This window comes from Yoonia sp. 208BN28-4 (genome assembly GCF_037543925.1).
Lineage (GTDB): Bacteria > Pseudomonadota > Alphaproteobacteria > Rhodobacterales > Rhodobacteraceae > Yoonia.
Map to the genome: position 1 here is coordinate 900,556 of NZ_JBBIFY010000001.1, position 15,569 is coordinate 916,124.

At 61.0% G+C, this 15,569-nt stretch carries 14 protein-coding genes; 8 read left to right on the top strand and 6 right to left on the bottom strand.

Annotation, left to right across the window (positions count from 1 at the left end; genetic code table 11):
- Both V8J84_RS04450 and V8J84_RS04455 read left to right on the top strand, forming a co-directional pair.
- Positions 1–918 (top strand): prephenate/arogenate dehydrogenase family protein, encoded by a 918-nt coding sequence (locus V8J84_RS04450; RefSeq protein ID WP_339928449.1) that lies wholly within the window; start codon positions 1–3, stop codon positions 916–918.
- On the top strand, positions 918–2,060 hold the full coding sequence (locus tag V8J84_RS04455; RefSeq protein ID WP_339928450.1) for an extensin family protein: 1,143 nt from the start codon (positions 918–920) through the stop codon (positions 2,058–2,060). The genes V8J84_RS04450 and V8J84_RS04455 overlap by 1 nt, the downstream gene beginning before the upstream one ends.
- Here the strand turns inward: V8J84_RS04455 and V8J84_RS04460 are convergent.
- The gene (locus V8J84_RS04460) at positions 2,057–3,253 is read right to left on the bottom strand and encodes an FAD-dependent oxidoreductase (protein WP_339928451.1); all 1,197 of its coding nucleotides are present in this window, start codon (positions 3,251–3,253) and stop codon (positions 2,057–2,059) included. The genes V8J84_RS04455 and V8J84_RS04460 overlap by 4 nt on opposite strands.
- Before the next feature lie 262 nt (positions 3,254–3,515).
- Here V8J84_RS04460 and ileS point away from each other — a divergent pair, with 262 nt between their 5' ends.
- From ileS to V8J84_RS04480, 4 genes are read left to right on the top strand one after another with little or no spacing between them, the layout of a single operon-like run.
- The gene (gene ileS, locus V8J84_RS04465) at positions 3,516–6,491 is read left to right on the top strand and encodes an isoleucine--tRNA ligase (protein ID WP_339928454.1); all 2,976 of its coding nucleotides are present in this window, start codon (positions 3,516–3,518) and stop codon (positions 6,489–6,491) included.
- Between the two features lie 4 nt (positions 6,492–6,495).
- Complete coding sequence (locus tag V8J84_RS04470) at positions 6,496–6,942, top strand: PaaI family thioesterase (protein ID WP_339928455.1); 447 nt, start codon at positions 6,496–6,498, stop codon at positions 6,940–6,942.
- On the top strand, positions 6,939–7,388 hold the full coding sequence (locus tag V8J84_RS04475) for a methylated-DNA--[protein]-cysteine S-methyltransferase (protein ID WP_339928456.1): 450 nt from the start codon (positions 6,939–6,941) through the stop codon (positions 7,386–7,388). The genes V8J84_RS04470 and V8J84_RS04475 overlap by 4 nt, the downstream gene beginning before the upstream one ends.
- Entirely contained in the window at positions 7,385–8,221 is an 837-nt protein-coding gene (locus V8J84_RS04480; protein WP_339928457.1) for a DMT family transporter, read from the top strand. Before V8J84_RS04475 ends, V8J84_RS04480 begins: the two co-directional genes overlap by 4 nt.
- On the opposite strand, the gene V8J84_RS04485 is transcribed toward V8J84_RS04480, so the two are convergent.
- From V8J84_RS04485 to fsa, 4 genes are all read right to left on the bottom strand, one after another.
- Complete coding sequence (locus V8J84_RS04485) at positions 8,218–8,913, bottom strand: CDP-alcohol phosphatidyltransferase family protein (RefSeq protein ID WP_339928458.1); 696 nt, start codon at positions 8,911–8,913, stop codon at positions 8,218–8,220. The two genes, V8J84_RS04480 and V8J84_RS04485, sit on opposite strands and share 4 nt — an antisense overlap.
- 117 nt (positions 8,914–9,030) lie before the next feature.
- The gene (locus tag V8J84_RS04490; protein WP_339929079.1) at positions 9,031–9,945 is read right to left on the bottom strand and encodes a tyrosine recombinase XerC; all 915 of its coding nucleotides are present in this window, start codon (positions 9,943–9,945) and stop codon (positions 9,031–9,033) included.
- Complete coding sequence (locus tag V8J84_RS04495) at positions 9,942–10,649, bottom strand: DUF484 family protein (protein ID WP_339928459.1); 708 nt, start codon at positions 10,647–10,649, stop codon at positions 9,942–9,944. The genes V8J84_RS04490 and V8J84_RS04495 overlap by 4 nt, the downstream gene beginning before the upstream one ends.
- 154 nt (positions 10,650–10,803) lie before the next feature.
- Positions 10,804–11,457, bottom strand: a complete 654-nt coding sequence (fsa, locus tag V8J84_RS04500; protein ID WP_339928460.1) for a fructose-6-phosphate aldolase — start codon at positions 11,455–11,457, stop codon at positions 10,804–10,806.
- Positions 11,458–11,534: 77 nt separating this feature from the next.
- Between fsa and V8J84_RS04505 the strand changes: the two genes are divergently transcribed.
- A complete protein-coding gene (locus V8J84_RS04505; protein WP_339928461.1) occupies positions 11,535–13,727 on the top strand; it encodes a primosomal protein N' in 2,193 nt (730 codons plus the stop codon).
- On the opposite strand, the gene V8J84_RS04510 is transcribed toward V8J84_RS04505, so the two are convergent.
- Positions 13,724–14,185: a universal stress protein gene (locus V8J84_RS04510; RefSeq protein WP_339928462.1), complete on the bottom strand. Its 462-nt coding sequence runs from the start codon at positions 14,183–14,185 to the stop codon at positions 13,724–13,726. The two genes, V8J84_RS04505 and V8J84_RS04510, sit on opposite strands and share 4 nt — an antisense overlap.
- Before the next feature lie 139 nt (positions 14,186–14,324).
- On the opposite strand from V8J84_RS04510, the gene V8J84_RS04515 reads away from it, so the two are divergent.
- The gene (locus V8J84_RS04515; RefSeq protein WP_339928463.1) at positions 14,325–15,554 is read left to right on the top strand and encodes an MFS transporter; all 1,230 of its coding nucleotides are present in this window, start codon (positions 14,325–14,327) and stop codon (positions 15,552–15,554) included.
- Positions 15,555–15,569: the final 15 nt, after the last annotated feature.

The following is a 15,569-nucleotide window of genomic DNA, read 5'->3' on the forward strand; positions in this document are numbered from 1 at the left end:
ATGGCGCAGATTTATGACCGCGTGGCCCTGATTGGCTTGGGTCTGATCGCAGGGTCCATGTCGCTGGCGATGCGCCGCGCAGGATTGGCGGGCGAGGTCGTAGGCTACGCGCGATCCGCTGAAACCCGTGACACGGCGCGCGAGATTGGCCTGTGTGACCGTGTGTGTGATACGTTGGCTGACACGGTCAAAGACGCCGATCTGGTTGTTCTGTGCGTGCCCGTTGGTGCGATGGACAGCGTCGCTGCCGAAATCGCTCCGCACCTCAAACCCGGCTGCACGGTCAGCGATGTGGGCTCTGTGAAGCAGGCCGTGGTCGCCGCCGTCGCCCCGCACTTGCCCGAAGGCGTGCATTTTATCCCCGCGCACCCGATGGCGGGCACCGAACATTCGGGGCCGCGGTCCGGATTTGCGACACTGTTCGACAACCGCTGGTGCATCATCGTGCCGGTCGAAGGCTCCGACCCCGACGCTTTGCAGCGCGTGCATGATCTGTGGAAGGGCATGGGATCTTTCACCGACGAGATGGACCCCGCGCACCACGACCTTGTTGTTGCGGTGACAAGCCACACGCCGCACCTGATTGCCTATACAATGGTCGGTGTCGCCGATGATCTGGGCCGTGTGACGGATAGCGAAGTGATCAAATTCTCGGCTGCCGGATTTCGGGATTTTACCCGCATCGCCGCCTCTGATCCGACAATGTGGCGCGATGTGTTCCTAACCAACAAGGAAGCAACGCTGGAAATTCTGGGCCGCTTCACCGAAGAGCTGTTCGCCCTGCAACGCGCGATCCGGCAGGGCGATGGCGATCATCTGCACGACTATTTCACCCGTACCCGCGCGATCCGGCGCGGTATTATCGAGGCGGGTCAGGATACCGATGCACCGAACTTTGGTCGCGGGGGGGCACATTGATGCGCTTGGCTGTCACGCTTGCCTTTTTGATCCCGACACTGGCGTGGGCCAATGTGCCGACAGCCGATATGCGTCCTGAATTGCGCCCCGGTTCGGTGCCTGAATACGCCGCGACACGTCCACTTGCGCGGCCCGCAGTTGAAGAAAACGAAAGCGCTACGACAGTCGAAACTGATGACGCAGCGGATATTGTCACCGACGGCGTTGTCGCACCGCTGATGTCTGTCGCGGCAGACCTCGCGACCCCGCCTGTCGTTTCGGACACGATATCAACATCCACCGCGCCTGAGGAATTGGTCAGCGCGCTGCGCCCTGATCCGGTGACCGCGCCGCTGTCCATTCTTGCGCCAAATGGTGCACAATACGCTGCATTCCGCCCCGAAGTGCGCCCCGACGCGCTTGCCCCGCTGCCACCAGCACAACCCACGGCAGCCATGCGTCCGTCGGTGCGGCCATACGTGCGCCCCGAACTTGAGCGTGGCGCACAGACACGAAGCGAACTGCGTGCCGAACAGAACCTGTTCGCATTTAGCCCCTACGCATTGCGGCAGTCGCCCCGTCCCGAACTACGCCCCGCAGCCTTTGTGCGCCGCGCGGAAGAGCAACGCCAAGCCATTGTGCGCGGCACGCTGTGTGGTGACGCCGCCATTCAGGGCGATGCGATTGGCAATGTTCCGGGTCCAGGCGCTTGCGGCATCGAGAACGCCGTGCGCGTGCGGTCCATCGCGGGTGTGACGCTGACCAGCCGCGCTGTCATGGATTGCCGCACGGCCCGTGCATTAAAAACATGGGTGGTGAATGGTGCGCGCCCTGCTGTGGGTGATTTTGGCGGCGGGCTAAGCTCGATCCGCGTGATTGGTACCTATTCGTGCCGCAACCGCAATGGCGCAGCGGGCGGGCGTTTGTCGGAACATGCCAATGGCCGCGCGATTGATATCGCGGGCTTTGGTCTGCGCAACGGGCAAGAGCTGACCTTGCTGACCGATTGGAACCGTCAGGGCCGCAGCAACATCTTGCGGCAGATGTGGCGCGCGGCTTGCGGGCCGTTTGGCACTGTGCTGGGGCCGAACTCCAACCGCTTCCACCGCGACCATTTCCACTTTGACACCGCGCGGTATCGGTCGGGGTCCTACTGCCGCTAGACGAGGCCGTTGCGGTCTTGATGCAGTGACGCCAGCGGAGGCAGCATCGTGCCGCAGACGATGGCAGTCAGCGCCTTGGGCAGCGGGTTGATTTGTGACACCGGAAAGAGCACGCGGTCGCGCAAGACGGGCAGCCATTTGCTGTCGGACTGGTATTGCGGCGTGAAAACCGCGCTCATCACCTGATAGACCCGTGTGTGCCAGCGGCGAGCCTTTGCATAAAGCGCGGGCGCGTCATCCAGATCGGCTCGCTGCATCGCGCGGGCGAGGGCCAGTGCATCCAGCAGGGCCATGTTGGCCCCTTGCCCCAGTTGCGGGCTGGCACGGTGGGCGGCGTCACCAATATGCACAATCCCGCGCCCGTAGGGTTTCATCAGCGTTCCGTGGCTGTAGCGGGCCATCGTCATCTGTGCAGGGTCGGTCACTTGCGCGGCGAAGGGCGCGAAGGCGGGCCAGAGTGTTGTCGCCTCGTCTTTCCAAGCCTCTAATCCGCCAGCCTTCCACGCCGCATGACCATCACGCCGCAGGGACCAGAAGATCGCGGCTTTGGGCGTCTCCTCGCCGGGCATTGTGCCGATAGGGAGCGCACCGATCATGCGATCTGCGCGGCGGTAGCATTGCGAAAGCTGGGTTGTCGGCAATTCGGTATCCGGCCAATCCACGGTGGACCAGATTGCGCCATAGGGCAGGGGGTAGGATTTCAGTGGCGACAAGGGAGAACCCGCGCCGCAGCTGTCGATAGTCAGATCAAACGGGCCTGCGCGTGAGCCATCAGCAAAGGTCAAATGCTGCCCGTCACGGCCCGCGACCTGCGCGCTTTGTTGCAAGGTCACATCGCGGCGCTGTGCCGCTTTCAGGATCGCGTCAAACAGTGACGCGCGATGAATGGCGAGGCCGAAGCGGTCAGGCACGGCCTTGCGATCATACCAAACATCCAGCACACGCCGACCGTTGTCCGCCTCGTGCCCCAGCATATGCGTGACGACATTGCCCTTGGCCATTGCGTCATCCAGTGCGCCAATCTCGGCCAGCACGGCTTGTCCGACAGGCTGGATCACAAGGCCCGAGCCGACAGGGCGCGGGCGGTCGAACTGGTCAAAAACGGTAACCTCGTGCCCCTGATCGGCCAGCAAGGCCGCAATGGTCAGCCCGCCAATACCTGCACCTGCAATTCCGATGGTGTGGCGTGTCATGGCGTGGGTCCTTGCGTGAGTCGCCGTCACACTAGACCCGCAGTGTGACCACTGCGAGGCGACGTCGTGGCGCAGGTCTTTACCCGCACCCAAGGGCGGCCTATAAGCCGCTTAACATGACACGCTATATGCACATCATACGAATTACCGCCCCGGCTGCCTGATCGCGTTTGCGGTCGGTACACAGCCGGACGACAGGTGTCAGCGCCCGCGCACCGCCTTACCCCATGCTTTGAAATTCTGATGCCAAAGGACGCCCCAAATGTGCGCCGACACCACGACACCCGACTATAAATCAACGCTGAACCTGCCAAAAACCAGCTTTCCGATGCGGGCAGGATTGCCCAAGCGCGAGCCTGAATGGCTGGACCGCTGGAACCGCATCGGCGTCTATGACCGCCTGCGCGAAAAGGCGGCAGACGTCAAAGGCAGCGCCGATGCGCGCCCGCCATTTACGCTGCACGATGGTCCGCCATATGCCAACGGCCACCTGCACATCGGTCACGCGCTGAACAAAATCCTGAAGGATTTTGTGGTCCGCTCGCAGCAGATGATGGGCCGCGATGCCCGCTATATCCCTGGTTGGGATTGCCACGGCCTGCCGATTGAATGGAAGATCGAAGAGAAATACCGCCAGAAGGGCCGCGACAAGGATGCCGTGCCTGTGGTCGAGTTCCGTCAGGAGTGTCGCGATTTTGCCGCCGGTTGGGTCGACATCCAGCGCGAGGAATTCAAGCGACTGGGCGTGACAGGTAAATGGGAAAACCCGTACCTCACGATGGATTTCCACGCCGAGCGCGTCATTGCCGAGGAATTCCAGAAGTTCCTGATGAACGGCACGCTTTATCAAGGCTCCAAGCCCGTGATGTGGTCGCCGGTCGAGAAAACCGCGCTGGCCGAAGCGGAGGTGGAATACCACGACCGTCAGGTAGATGCGATCTGGGTGCGGTTTCCTGTTGTGAAGGCGCTGGAGGTCGACCCATCCGACGCATTGTCATCGGCCGTGGCGGCCAGTGAAGCGATGCAGCTTGAAAAAGCTAGCGTCGTGATCTGGACGACGACACCTTGGACGATTCCGCAGAACCGTGCGATCTGTTTTGGTCCGCGCATTTCTTACGGTTTGTATAAGGTGACGTCGACGCCCGAGGAAAGCTGGGTTTCAGCGGGTGATACGCTGCTTTTGGCCGACAGTCAGGCGGCATCGACGATGACAGCTGCGCGGCTTGAGGCGGATATGTGGGAACGTGTGCGCGACGTAGATGTGCGCGAACTTGAGGGCATGACCTGTGCGCATCCGCTGCGTGGTGCCGAGGGCGCAAACGGTGAGTGGGACTTCGATGTGCCGCTGCTGCCCGGTGATCATGTGACGGATGATGCAGGCACGGGCTTTGTGCATACGGCACCATCCCACGGTGACGACGACTATGCGATTGGCGTGAAGCACGGCCTGCCGATGACCTACAACATCCGCGATGACAGCTCTTATCGCGATGACTTGCCGTTTTTCGCAGGCGAGGCGATCCTGAAGCCCAACGGGAAACCCGGTGGTGCCAACAAGGCGGTGATGGCTAAGCTGGTCGAGATCGGCGCATTGTTGGCCCGCGCACGGCTGACGATTTCGGACGCGCATAGCTGGCGGTCTAAGGCGCCTGTGATCCGTCTGAACCGTCCGCAGTGGTTTGCAGCGATCGACAAGGCAGTGGGCGACGGGAACGACACTTACGGCAAAACGATCCGCGAGCGGGCGCTGACGTCGATTGACGAGCTTGTCACATGGACCCCGCAAAAGGGCCGCAACCGACTGTTTTCGATGATCGAGGCGCGGCCCGATTGGGTGCTGTCCCGCCAACGCGCGTGGGGTGTGCCGCTGACATGCTTTACCAAGAAAGGCGCTGCCTACGACGATCCCGACTACCTGCTGCGCAATGAGGCTGTGAACCAGCGGATTGTTGAGGCGTTCGAGGCAGAAGGTGCTGATGCATGGTATCAGGACGGCGCGAAAGAGCGGTTCTTGGGCAGCGATGTGAACCCTGACGACTACGATCAAGTCATGGATATTCTGGACGTGTGGTTTGATAGCGGCTCAACCCACGCCTTCACTTTGCGTGACCGCGAAGACGGGTCGGATGATGGCCTTGCCGATCTCTATCTGGAAGGCACAGACCAGCACCGCGGGTGGTTCCATTCGTCGCTGTTGCAAGGCTGCGGCACGATGGGTCGCGCGCCTTATCGCGGTGTGATGACCTGTGGTTTCACGCTCGATAGTAAGGGCATGAAGATGTCCAAATCGCTGGGCAACATCATCGCGCCCAAGACTGTGGCCGACCAGTATGGCGCGGATATTCTGCGGCTTTGGGTGGCGCAGGTGGATTACGCCAACGATCAGCGGATCGGTGACGAAATCCTCAAGGGCGTCGCCGACAGCTATCGCCGTTTGCGCAACACGATGCGGTTTTTGCTTGGCTCGCTTGGTGACTTCAACGACGCTGATCGCACCGATCCGGCTGATATGCCAGAGCTTGAACGTTGGGTGTTGCACCGTCTGGCCGAGTTGGGCAAAACCGTGCGCGAAGGCTACGCGGCCTACGATTTCCAAGGCGTATTCCAGTCGGTGTTCACATTCGCAACCGTGGAGCTTTCGGCGTTCTACTTCGACGTGCGCAAGGACGCGCTCTATTGCGACGGCGACACGCTGCGCCGCCGCGCAGCCCGCACGGTGCTGGATATTGTATTCCAGCGCCTGACGACATGGCTGGCCCCGATCCTTGTATTCACCATGGAAGAGGTCTGGCTGGAGCGGTTCCCCGGCGATGACAGTTCTGTTCACCTGACGGATATGCCCGAGACACCCGCCGCTTGGCTGGATGCTGATCTGGCTGCGAAATGGGCAACCGTTCGATCCGTCCGCCGCGTGGTGACAGGTGCGCTGGAAATCCAGCGGACCGACAAGGTGATCGGCGCATCGCTTGAGGCGGCACCATTTGTGCATGTCACGCCAGAGGTGGCCGCCGTGCTGGAAACCGTCAGCTTTGACGACCTGTGCATCACATCAGGCATCCACGTCAGCACGGATCCGGCACCCGAAAATGCGTTCCGGTCAGAAGACGTGGCGGACGTCGCCGTGGTCTTTGCCAAGGCGGACGGGAACAAGTGTCAGCGCTGCTGGAAGATCCTGCCGGATGTGGGCAAGCACGCACACGAGGGCGTCTGCTCCCGCTGCGACGAAGCACTGAGCTAAGCCGATGGAGCCGCGCAACCCTGATTGGAAAGCGCGGTGTGAGGCCAGCTTTCATAAACAGGCGGTGATGGGCACATTGGGCGTGTCCGTCGCCGCGCTCACCCCCGGTCGGGTCACGCTGGAGATGCCATTTCGCGCAGACCTCACGCAGCAGCACGGGTTTCTGCATGCGTGCGTGGTCACCACGGTTTTGGATAGCGCTTGTGGCTATGCGGCGTTCACGCTGATGCCGGACGAGGCAGAGGTGCTGACGGTCGAATTCAAATCCAACTTTCTGGCACCTGCACGCGGCGACACATTCCGTTTCGTGGGTGAAGTTGTGAAAGCGGGGCGCACCTTGATGGTAACGCGCGGCGATGCCTTTGCCGTGCGTGACGGGCAACAGGTCGCTGTGTCCACGATGCAGGCCACAATGATGGTCGTCACAGGCCGCGCGGACGTGGCGCGGTGATACTGGCAGACAGCCCCGTTGGCCCACTTGGTGCGGACGCCGAAAACGGCGCGATCACTCGGCTGGTTTGGGGGCGAAGCGGCACGCTGACCAAAGGCGCTCTGTTTGATCAGGCCTGCGCGGAGATGGCGGCCTATTTCGCCGGTACGCTAACAGAATTTACGCTGCCACTTGCACCGGAGGTGTCGGACTTCCAGCGCATATTTGGCGCGGCACTTTGCGACATTCCCTACGGTGAAACGCGCACCTACGGCGATCTTGCAAAGCTGCTGGACCGTCCCGCGCAAGCGATCGGACAGGCTTGCGGCGCGAACCCGATTGCGATCCTGATCCCCTGCCACCGCGTTCTGGGCGCGAACGGCCTTGGCGGGTATTCGGGCGCGGGCGGGATTGAGGCAAAGGTTGCCTTGCTGCGGCTGGAAGGTGCGGCGGGGCTCTTGATTTGACGCTTACGGTTTTCTTTGCAGTGCTGGGGGCCGCATTGCTGCACGCGGCTTGGAATGCAGGTGTCAAAACCGGCACTAACAAGCAAACGGCGATGCTTATCCTGACGGTCTGGCAGGGCGTGCTGGGCCTGTTGCTGGTCATCTGGCTGCCTTGGCCACAGGCAGAGGTCTGGCCGTGGCTGATCGCCTCTGGTGTGGTGCATATGTTCTACCAGTTGTTTCTGGCCTACGCCTACGAGCAGGGCGATCTGAGTCGCGTTTATCCGTTGGCCCGTGGGGCCGCGCCGATGATCGTGCTGATGGTGAGCGTGCTGTTTCTGCCCGATGTGGTCGGCCCGTGGGAATATGCGGGGGTGGCCGTGTTGGGGCTGGGAATCGTGCTGATGGCGCGCGGCGCGCTGGCATCCGGCGAAAGCCGCAAGCTGATCCCCTATGCTTTGGGCGCCGCCTGCGCCACCGCGGGCTATACGGTGATCGACGGGATCGGCGCGCGCGTGGGCGGTGATCCGGTGGCCTATGTCGCGTGGCTGTTGTTGATGGCAGCGTTCTTTTACCTGCCTGCGGTGCTGGTCCTGAAAGGGCCCGGCATCATCTATGCGCCCGCGCGTGAATGGTGGCGCGGGTCGCTGATTGGGGCGGCGTCACTTGGCGCGTATGGGATCGCGGTCTGGGCGATGACACAGGCCCCGATTGCGCTGGTGGCGGCCCTGCGCGAGACATCAATCCTGTTTGCGGTGCTGCTTGGCTGGTTCTTTTTCGGGGACAAAATGGACCGCACAAAGCTGAGTGCTGCGGCCTTGATTGTTGCAGGTGTCGTGCTGACGCGGCTTTAGCTTTTTTCGTTGTAGATCAGTTGCTGCGCGGCACCAGCGCCCATCAGGTAGATCGAGGTAAGCATCAGACCCCAGTGCGCCCAAGAGGCAGGATCAAAATCAACCCACGCGGCCCATCCAGCGAAAAACACCCACGCCAGCGCACAGGGCAGGGTGATCAACCGCCAGCGTTCGGTGCGGACAGGGTGCACAAACTTGATCGGTAGGAACATCGCCGCGGCCAGAACGGCCACAAGGATCAGCGACACCCAGAAGTCGGGCTTGAGCGCAAACAGCACAAGCACCAGCATGTGCCAGCATCCCGGAAAGCCCCAAAAGGAATTATCGCTGGTTTTCATGCGACTGTCGGCGAAATAGATCGCGGACGCGAAGGTGATGATAATGATCGCGATCCAGCCCGTCCAACCGGGCAAAAGGCCGGATTTGAACAGCGCGTAGGCGGGCACGAAGACATAGGTGAGGTAGTCGATGACCAGATCGAGCAGCACGCCGTCGATGATCGGTGCGTTGGTTTTTACGTCATATTTACGCGCCAACGGGCCGTCGATCCCGTCCACAAAAAACGCAACCACCAGCCACAAAAACATCAGCGACCATTTTTCATCCACGGCAGCCAGCATGGCGAGCATGGCGAAAACAGCCCCGGTTCCGGTGAACAGGTGCACGAGCATGGCTTTTTGGGAAATCTTCATGACATCTTACATAGCCGATTTATGCCGTTGGGCAATGCGGTGTTTGCAGGGCGTGCAGCGACGGGAAGGAGCCTCCGGCGGGAGTATTTGAGGCAAAATGATACGCCATGCCGCGTCTCAGTTTTTGGGGTGGGCGCGTTGGTAGACTTCTATCAGATGCGCGGTGTCCACAGCCGTATAGGCTTGGGTGGTCGAAAGGCTTGCGTGGCCAAGCAATTCCTGAATGGCGCGCAGATCGCCGCCGGCTGTCAGCAGGTGCGTGGCAAAGGAATGACGCATGGCATGCGGGGTCGCACTTGCGGGCAGACCCAACTGCATGCGCGCCCGCTCCATGACCTTTTGCACGATCCGTGGGTTCAGCTTCCCGCCACGCGCGCCGCGAAACAGCGGTGCATCAGGTTCAACCGGATGCGGTGACAAGCGCAGATAGCTGGCAACCGCTTCGCGGGCGGCGTCGATGACGGGGACGATACGCTCTTTGCCACCTTTACCTTTGATCACCAGCGTTTGCGGGAGAGGGACATCAGCACCCGTCAGGCCCAGCGCCTCGGAGATCCGCAGACCGCAGCCGTACAGCAGCGTCATCACGGCGGCATCACGCGCAGCGATCCACGGATCGGACGATTGCAATTCCACCGTGTCGATCATCGCGCTGGCCGCGTCTTGGGCTAGTGGGCGGGGGAGTTTTTTCTGGAACTTGGGGCTGCGGGTCGACAGGACGGCAGTGGGTTCGAACCCTTCACGGTCCGACAGCCAGCGGTAAAAGCTTTTCACTGCCGACAGTTGCCTCGCGAGCGTGCGTGCGCCCACGCCCCGCCCGCGTTCGTGTGCCATCCATGCGCGCATGTCGCTGACCGTGATGCGTGACAGCGGGGCCAACCCCTGCTGCCCGCCATGGTGGTCTGACATGAACGCGACAAACCCCAGCACATCGGCCTGATACGCCTTTAGCGTGTTTTCGGCGGCGTTATTCAACGCGCCCTGATGATCCAACCACGCCGCAAGGGCGTTGGTCAGAGCGGGGGCAATCATGCGGTCAGCCATCGCCGCATTGCGCGCTCAAAGACGCCTGCAAAGAACGTCAGCAGGTCGGTGCCCTGTTGTGGCGTGAATTGGTGCGGGTCTTCCGACCCCATGACCAGCATGCCGGGCAGGCGGCCAGCGCCGAAGTCCAGCTTCAGACAGGCCTCTGAGCGGATGAAGTCGGATTTTTCGCCATAGATCGCACCGTCTTCGGGGCGGGTCTGGCGCAGCGTGACCTGACGCGAAGCCATGTTGCGCCCACGGGTGATGTAGTCATCGGCAAAGCCTACTGGGGCCACCATGAGCACCTCGCCCATCTGGCCAACGGCTGGATCATCGGCAGCCTCGGATTCAAGCACAAGACGCATCACGTCAACGCGCAGAGTATCAGCTACATCGCCCGTCAGATCGCTCAAGAAGTTTTCAAACTGCGTGGCATCCATCATCCGCAGCACGGCGCGGTGGACCTGATTGGTGCCAGCGAGGTTTTCGTAGGCGGCCGCGATGACAGAGCGGTGGGTATCTTCCAGCCGGTCCAATCGCGCCTCAAGCCGTTCCATTGCGATGCCGCGCAGATCGACAATGTTGGAGCCCATGGACTGCTCATTTGCGGCCACAAGGGCGCGCATGATGTCCTGATCTTCCAAAAGGCTTTCGGGGTCCGCGATAATCTGATCGCGCACATGATTTTCCATCATGGGAGTGTTTGTCATATCTGATTTTGCCTGCTCAAGCGTTTTGTTTTGCCGATTGTTTAGCAGAGGCAGGCGCAAATTGCTGCATTGAAATTTTGAACGGGGCACAAAAAAACCTTTGACTGTGATATCTTACAGCCAAAGGTTCATGTTGTTGGATTGTGGCGTGGGCCTACAAGATTTTGATGCCGGCCTTTTTGACGTCGGCCATGAAGCCGTCCAGACCCTTGTCTGTCAGCACGTGGTTTGCCATCGCCTTGATCACATTTGGCGGTGCGGTGCAGACGTCAGCGCCGATCTTGGCACATTCGGACATGTGGTTGGCGGAACGGATCGACGCGGCCAGAATATTCGTCTCGAAGCCGTAGTTGTCATAGATCGTGCGGATGTCCTCGATCAGTTCCAGACCATCAAGGTTGATGTCGTCCAGACGTCCGATGAAGGGGCTGATGAAGGTCGCACCGGCTTTGGCAGCCAGCAGCGCCTGGTTGGCAGAGAAGCACAGCGTGACGTTGACCATCGTGCCTTCGTCAGAAAGCGCCTTGCAGGTTTGCAGGCCAGCCCATGTCAGCGGCACCTTCACGGCGATGTTGTCGGCGATCTTGGCCAGCTTGCGGCCCTCGGCCAGCATGGTTTCGGCATCAAGCGCCACCACTTCGGCGGACACCGGCCCGTCAACGATGTCGCAGATCTCTTTGGTGACTTCCAGAATGTCGCGGCCCGACTTGGCAATCAGCGACGGGTTTGTTGTCACACCGTCGACCATGCCAAGGGCGTGCAGTTCCTTGATGGCGTCAATCTCGGCTGTATCTACAAAAAACTTCATGGCGTCTCTCCGTGCATGGGTTGGCGTTTGCTGATGCAGCGTTTACCTGAATTGGGGCAAAGCGGAAAGCCGATAAGATGACAGCAGAGTTTTTCCATGAGGGCGATCTGGTTGCGGTGTTGACCACGCAGCCGATTGACCGCTTTCTGGATTACAAAGCACCCGAAGGTGGATGCCATCTTGGGGCCTTTGTCGAAGTGCCGCTAGGGCCACGCAAAGTAATCGGCGTGGTCTGGGGCGCGGGATCGGGCGATTTCGACTATGCCAAAGTGCGCCGCGTGATGCGCGTGCTGGATGTCGCACCCATGCGCGACGAGATGCGCACGTTTCTATCCCGTGCTGCCGACTATACGCTAACGCCGCTTGCCGCGATGTTGCGCCTTGGCACCCGCGCGCCGGGGCTGGGCGACAGTCAGGCGATGCGCAAGGTCTATCGCCTTGGCACCAAAGAACCCGACCGCGTGACCGCCGCCCGCACCAAGGTGCTTGAGGTGCTGCGCGACTACGGCGGGCTGTCATTTACCTGCAAGGAACTGGCGGACATGGCGGGGGTTGGCACATCTGTTGTGAAGGGATTGGCCAAAATGGGCTGCGTGCGCGAGGAAGACGCGCCGCGCGACACGCCCTATCCGGCGCTGGACCCTGACTATGGCGGAAAAGAGCTGAGCGCGGATCAGGCGGCGGGAGCCGAGGCCTTGCGCACGGCGCTGCGGTCAGAGGGATATGGCACAACACTGCTGAAAGGCGTGACCGGATCGGGCAAGACAGAGGTGTATCTTGAGGCGGTGGCAGAGTGCCTGCGCATGGGCCGTCAGGCGCTGGTGTTGCTGCCAGAGATTGCGCTGTCGGGCGAATTTATCAATCGCGTCGAGGCGCGGTTTGGCATGAAGCCCGCGGAATGGCACTCTGGCGTTACGGTCACCGAACGCCGCCGCTGCTGGCGCATGGTCGGGCAGGGGGACGCGCAACTGGTCGTGGGCGCACGCTCGGCGCTCTTTCTGCCCTACCAGAACCTTGGCCTGATCGTCGTGGATGAGGAGCATGACACCTCCTACAAGCAAGAAGACGGCGTGCTATACAACGCCCGCGATATGGCCGTGCTGCGCGCTGCAATCAATGGGGCGCAGGTGGTGCTGGCCTCTGCGACGCCAAGCCTTGAAAGCTGGGCCAATGTCGAGGCGGGCAAGTATCAGCGGTTGGAACTGACCTCCCGCTTTGGTGAGGCCGTGATGCCCAAGATGGCTGCCATTGATATGCGATCCGAGGATCTGCCGGGGGGCAAATGGGTGTCCCCGACGCTGAAACGCGCGATCCAGCAGCGGTTGGAGAAGGGCGAGCAATCGCTGATCTTCCTCAACCGCCGAGGCTATGCGCCCATTACGCTGTGCCGTGCGTGCGGGCACCAGATCGGGTGCGATAACTGCGATGCGCGGATGGTGGAGCACCGGTTCCTCAAGCGTCTGATGTGCCACCAATGCGGCGAGACGAAGCCGATGCCGACAGTATGCCCCCATTGCGAGGCCGAGGATCGCCTCAGCGCAGTCGGGCCGGGTGTTGAACGTATGGGCGAGGAAGTCACTGCGCTTTTCCCCGAAGCGCGGGTCGCTGTGCTGTCGTCTGATCTTTATGGTTCAGCCCGCGCGATGAAAGCGCACATCGAGGAAATCGCGCAGGGCGGGACGGATATCATCATCGGCACGCAACTCGTGGCAAAGGGGCATAACTTCCCGCTGCTGACGCTTGTGGGGGTCATTGACGCCGACCTTGGCTTGCAAGGCTCTGACCTCCGCGCGGCAGAGCGCACGTTCCAACTTATGCGGCAGGTTGCGGGCCGTGCGGGACGGGCGGAAAAGCAGGGTGAGGCGCTTTTGCAAACCTATCAGCCCGAGCACGCAGTGATCCGTGCGATCCTTGCGGGCGATGAAGAGGCGTTCTGGGCCGCCGAGGCGGCCGAACGCAAGGCCGCTGGCGTGCCGCCCTACGGGCGCATGGCGGGAATCATCCTGTCCAGCCCCAACGTGCAAGAGGTGTTTGACCTTGGCACCGAAATGGCCCGCCGCGATGCACCGTTGCGCCGCATCGGGGCGCAGGTCTTTGGCCCTGCACCCGCGCCCATCGCACGGGTGCGTGGGCGGCACCGTGTGCGACTGCTGGTCAAGGCGGATAAAACCGCCCCACTCCAGCAAGCCTTGGCGCAATGGGCGGGGCAGTTCCGGCTTAAGGGCGAGCTACGCATGGCCATCGATATCGACCCGCAAAGCTTTTATTAGGCGTCGTGGGGCACCGACAGAACAGCGCAATGGGCAAGATGGGCCACGCGTTGTGATGTGCTGCCCATCACCAGCCCTGCGATATTGCCAAGACCACGCCGCCCCGTGACGATCAGGTCCGCTTTGATCTGTTGTGCGACAGCCAGCAGTTCGTCAGCAGAATCGCCACGGCGCACAATCGCATTTTCATCAGCCACCTCGCAGCCTGCGCGTGCGGCAAGCGCCTTGCCTTCGTCCAGCACCTTTTGCGCGGCCTCTTGCACGTCGCTTTCGGGCGGCATGGTGGTGACCGCGTGATAGCCCGACACGGCCCCCATGGCGAAGGCGACGGTTTCGGGATGCGGCGCATGCACAAGTGTCAGTTTCGCGCCAAACGTTTTGGCCAGATCACAGGCCGCCAGAAGCGCGTTGTTGGCTGGTGCTGACCCGTCAAGACCGACGATAATGTTGCTAAACATAGGATGCCCTTTCTGTGTAAGACGCCCCGATATTAGCCACTGCGCGGCGGCGTTACTTTGATACGGGTCAAACTAGCCTGATTGCTTGGGCGGCATATTGATCTCGCCAATCGGGTGAATGGGGCGTATCTGCAATGCTATGAAAATCGTAAAGTTATCCGACGCACGGCACCTGCCGTTCTGGCAGCGGCCCGTCACGCTGCTGTTCCTGATGGCCGTGGCGATGCCGATTGCCTTTAACACATGGTCGGCGCTGCTGAATAACTTCGTGATCGAGGTCGCGGATTTCGACGGGTCCGACATCGGCTGGCTGCATACCGTGCGCGAAATTCCGGGATTTCTGGCGATTGGCGTCATCGCAATCATTATCTTCGTGCGCGAACAGATCGTGGGTCTGGTATCGCTGTTGATGCTGGGCGTAGCCACGGCCCTGACGGCGCAGTTTCCCTCAATGGGCGGTATCCTGACGCTGACGATGCTGTCGTCCATCGGCTTTCATTATTACGAGACCATCAACCAAAGCCTGCAATTGCAGTGGATCAACATCAAACGCGCGCCGCAGATGCTGGGCTGGCTGATGGCGGCGGGATCGTTTGCGACCCTCATCGCCTATATCGCGATTGTGCTGACGTGGCGCACCTTCGATCTAAGCTATAATTTCGTCTACATGACATCCGGCGGGATCACGGCAGCCATCGCGATCTTTGCGTTCTTCGCTTACCCGCAGTTCGAAAGTCCGAATCCACAAAACAAGACGATGGTGCTGCGCCGCCGCTACTGGCTGTATTATGCGCTGCAATTCATGTCGGGCGCACGGCGTCAGATCTTTGTGGTGTTCGCAGGCTTTATGATGGTCGAAAAGTTCGGCTTTAAGGTTCACGAGATCACGGCGCTTTATATGATCAACCTGATCGCCAATATGATCTTTGCCCCGCTCATGGGGCGATTGGTGACGCTGTTCGGCGAACGCCGCGCGCTGCTGTTTGAATACGCAGGGCTTGTGCTGGTGTTTCTGGCCTATGGTGGGCTTTATTTCTTTAGCTGGGGGGTGATGCTGGCGGCGTTCCTCTATGTGGTGGATCACATTTTCTTTGCCCTCGCACTGGCGCTGAAAACCTACTTCCAGAAAATCGCCGATCCGGCTGATATTGCACCCACCGCCGCTGTGGCCTTTACGATCAACCATATCGCGGCTGTGTTTTTGCCTGCATCACTGGGGTATCTGTGGCTGGTGTCGCCCGCGGCAGTGTTCGTGCTGGCCGCTGGCATGGCGTCGGTGTCATTCCTGCTGGCGATGCTAATCCCGCGCCACCCGCAACCGGGGCACGAGACAATCTTCCAGCCCCGCATGACCGCCCCAGCGTCATAATTGATTACGCGGACG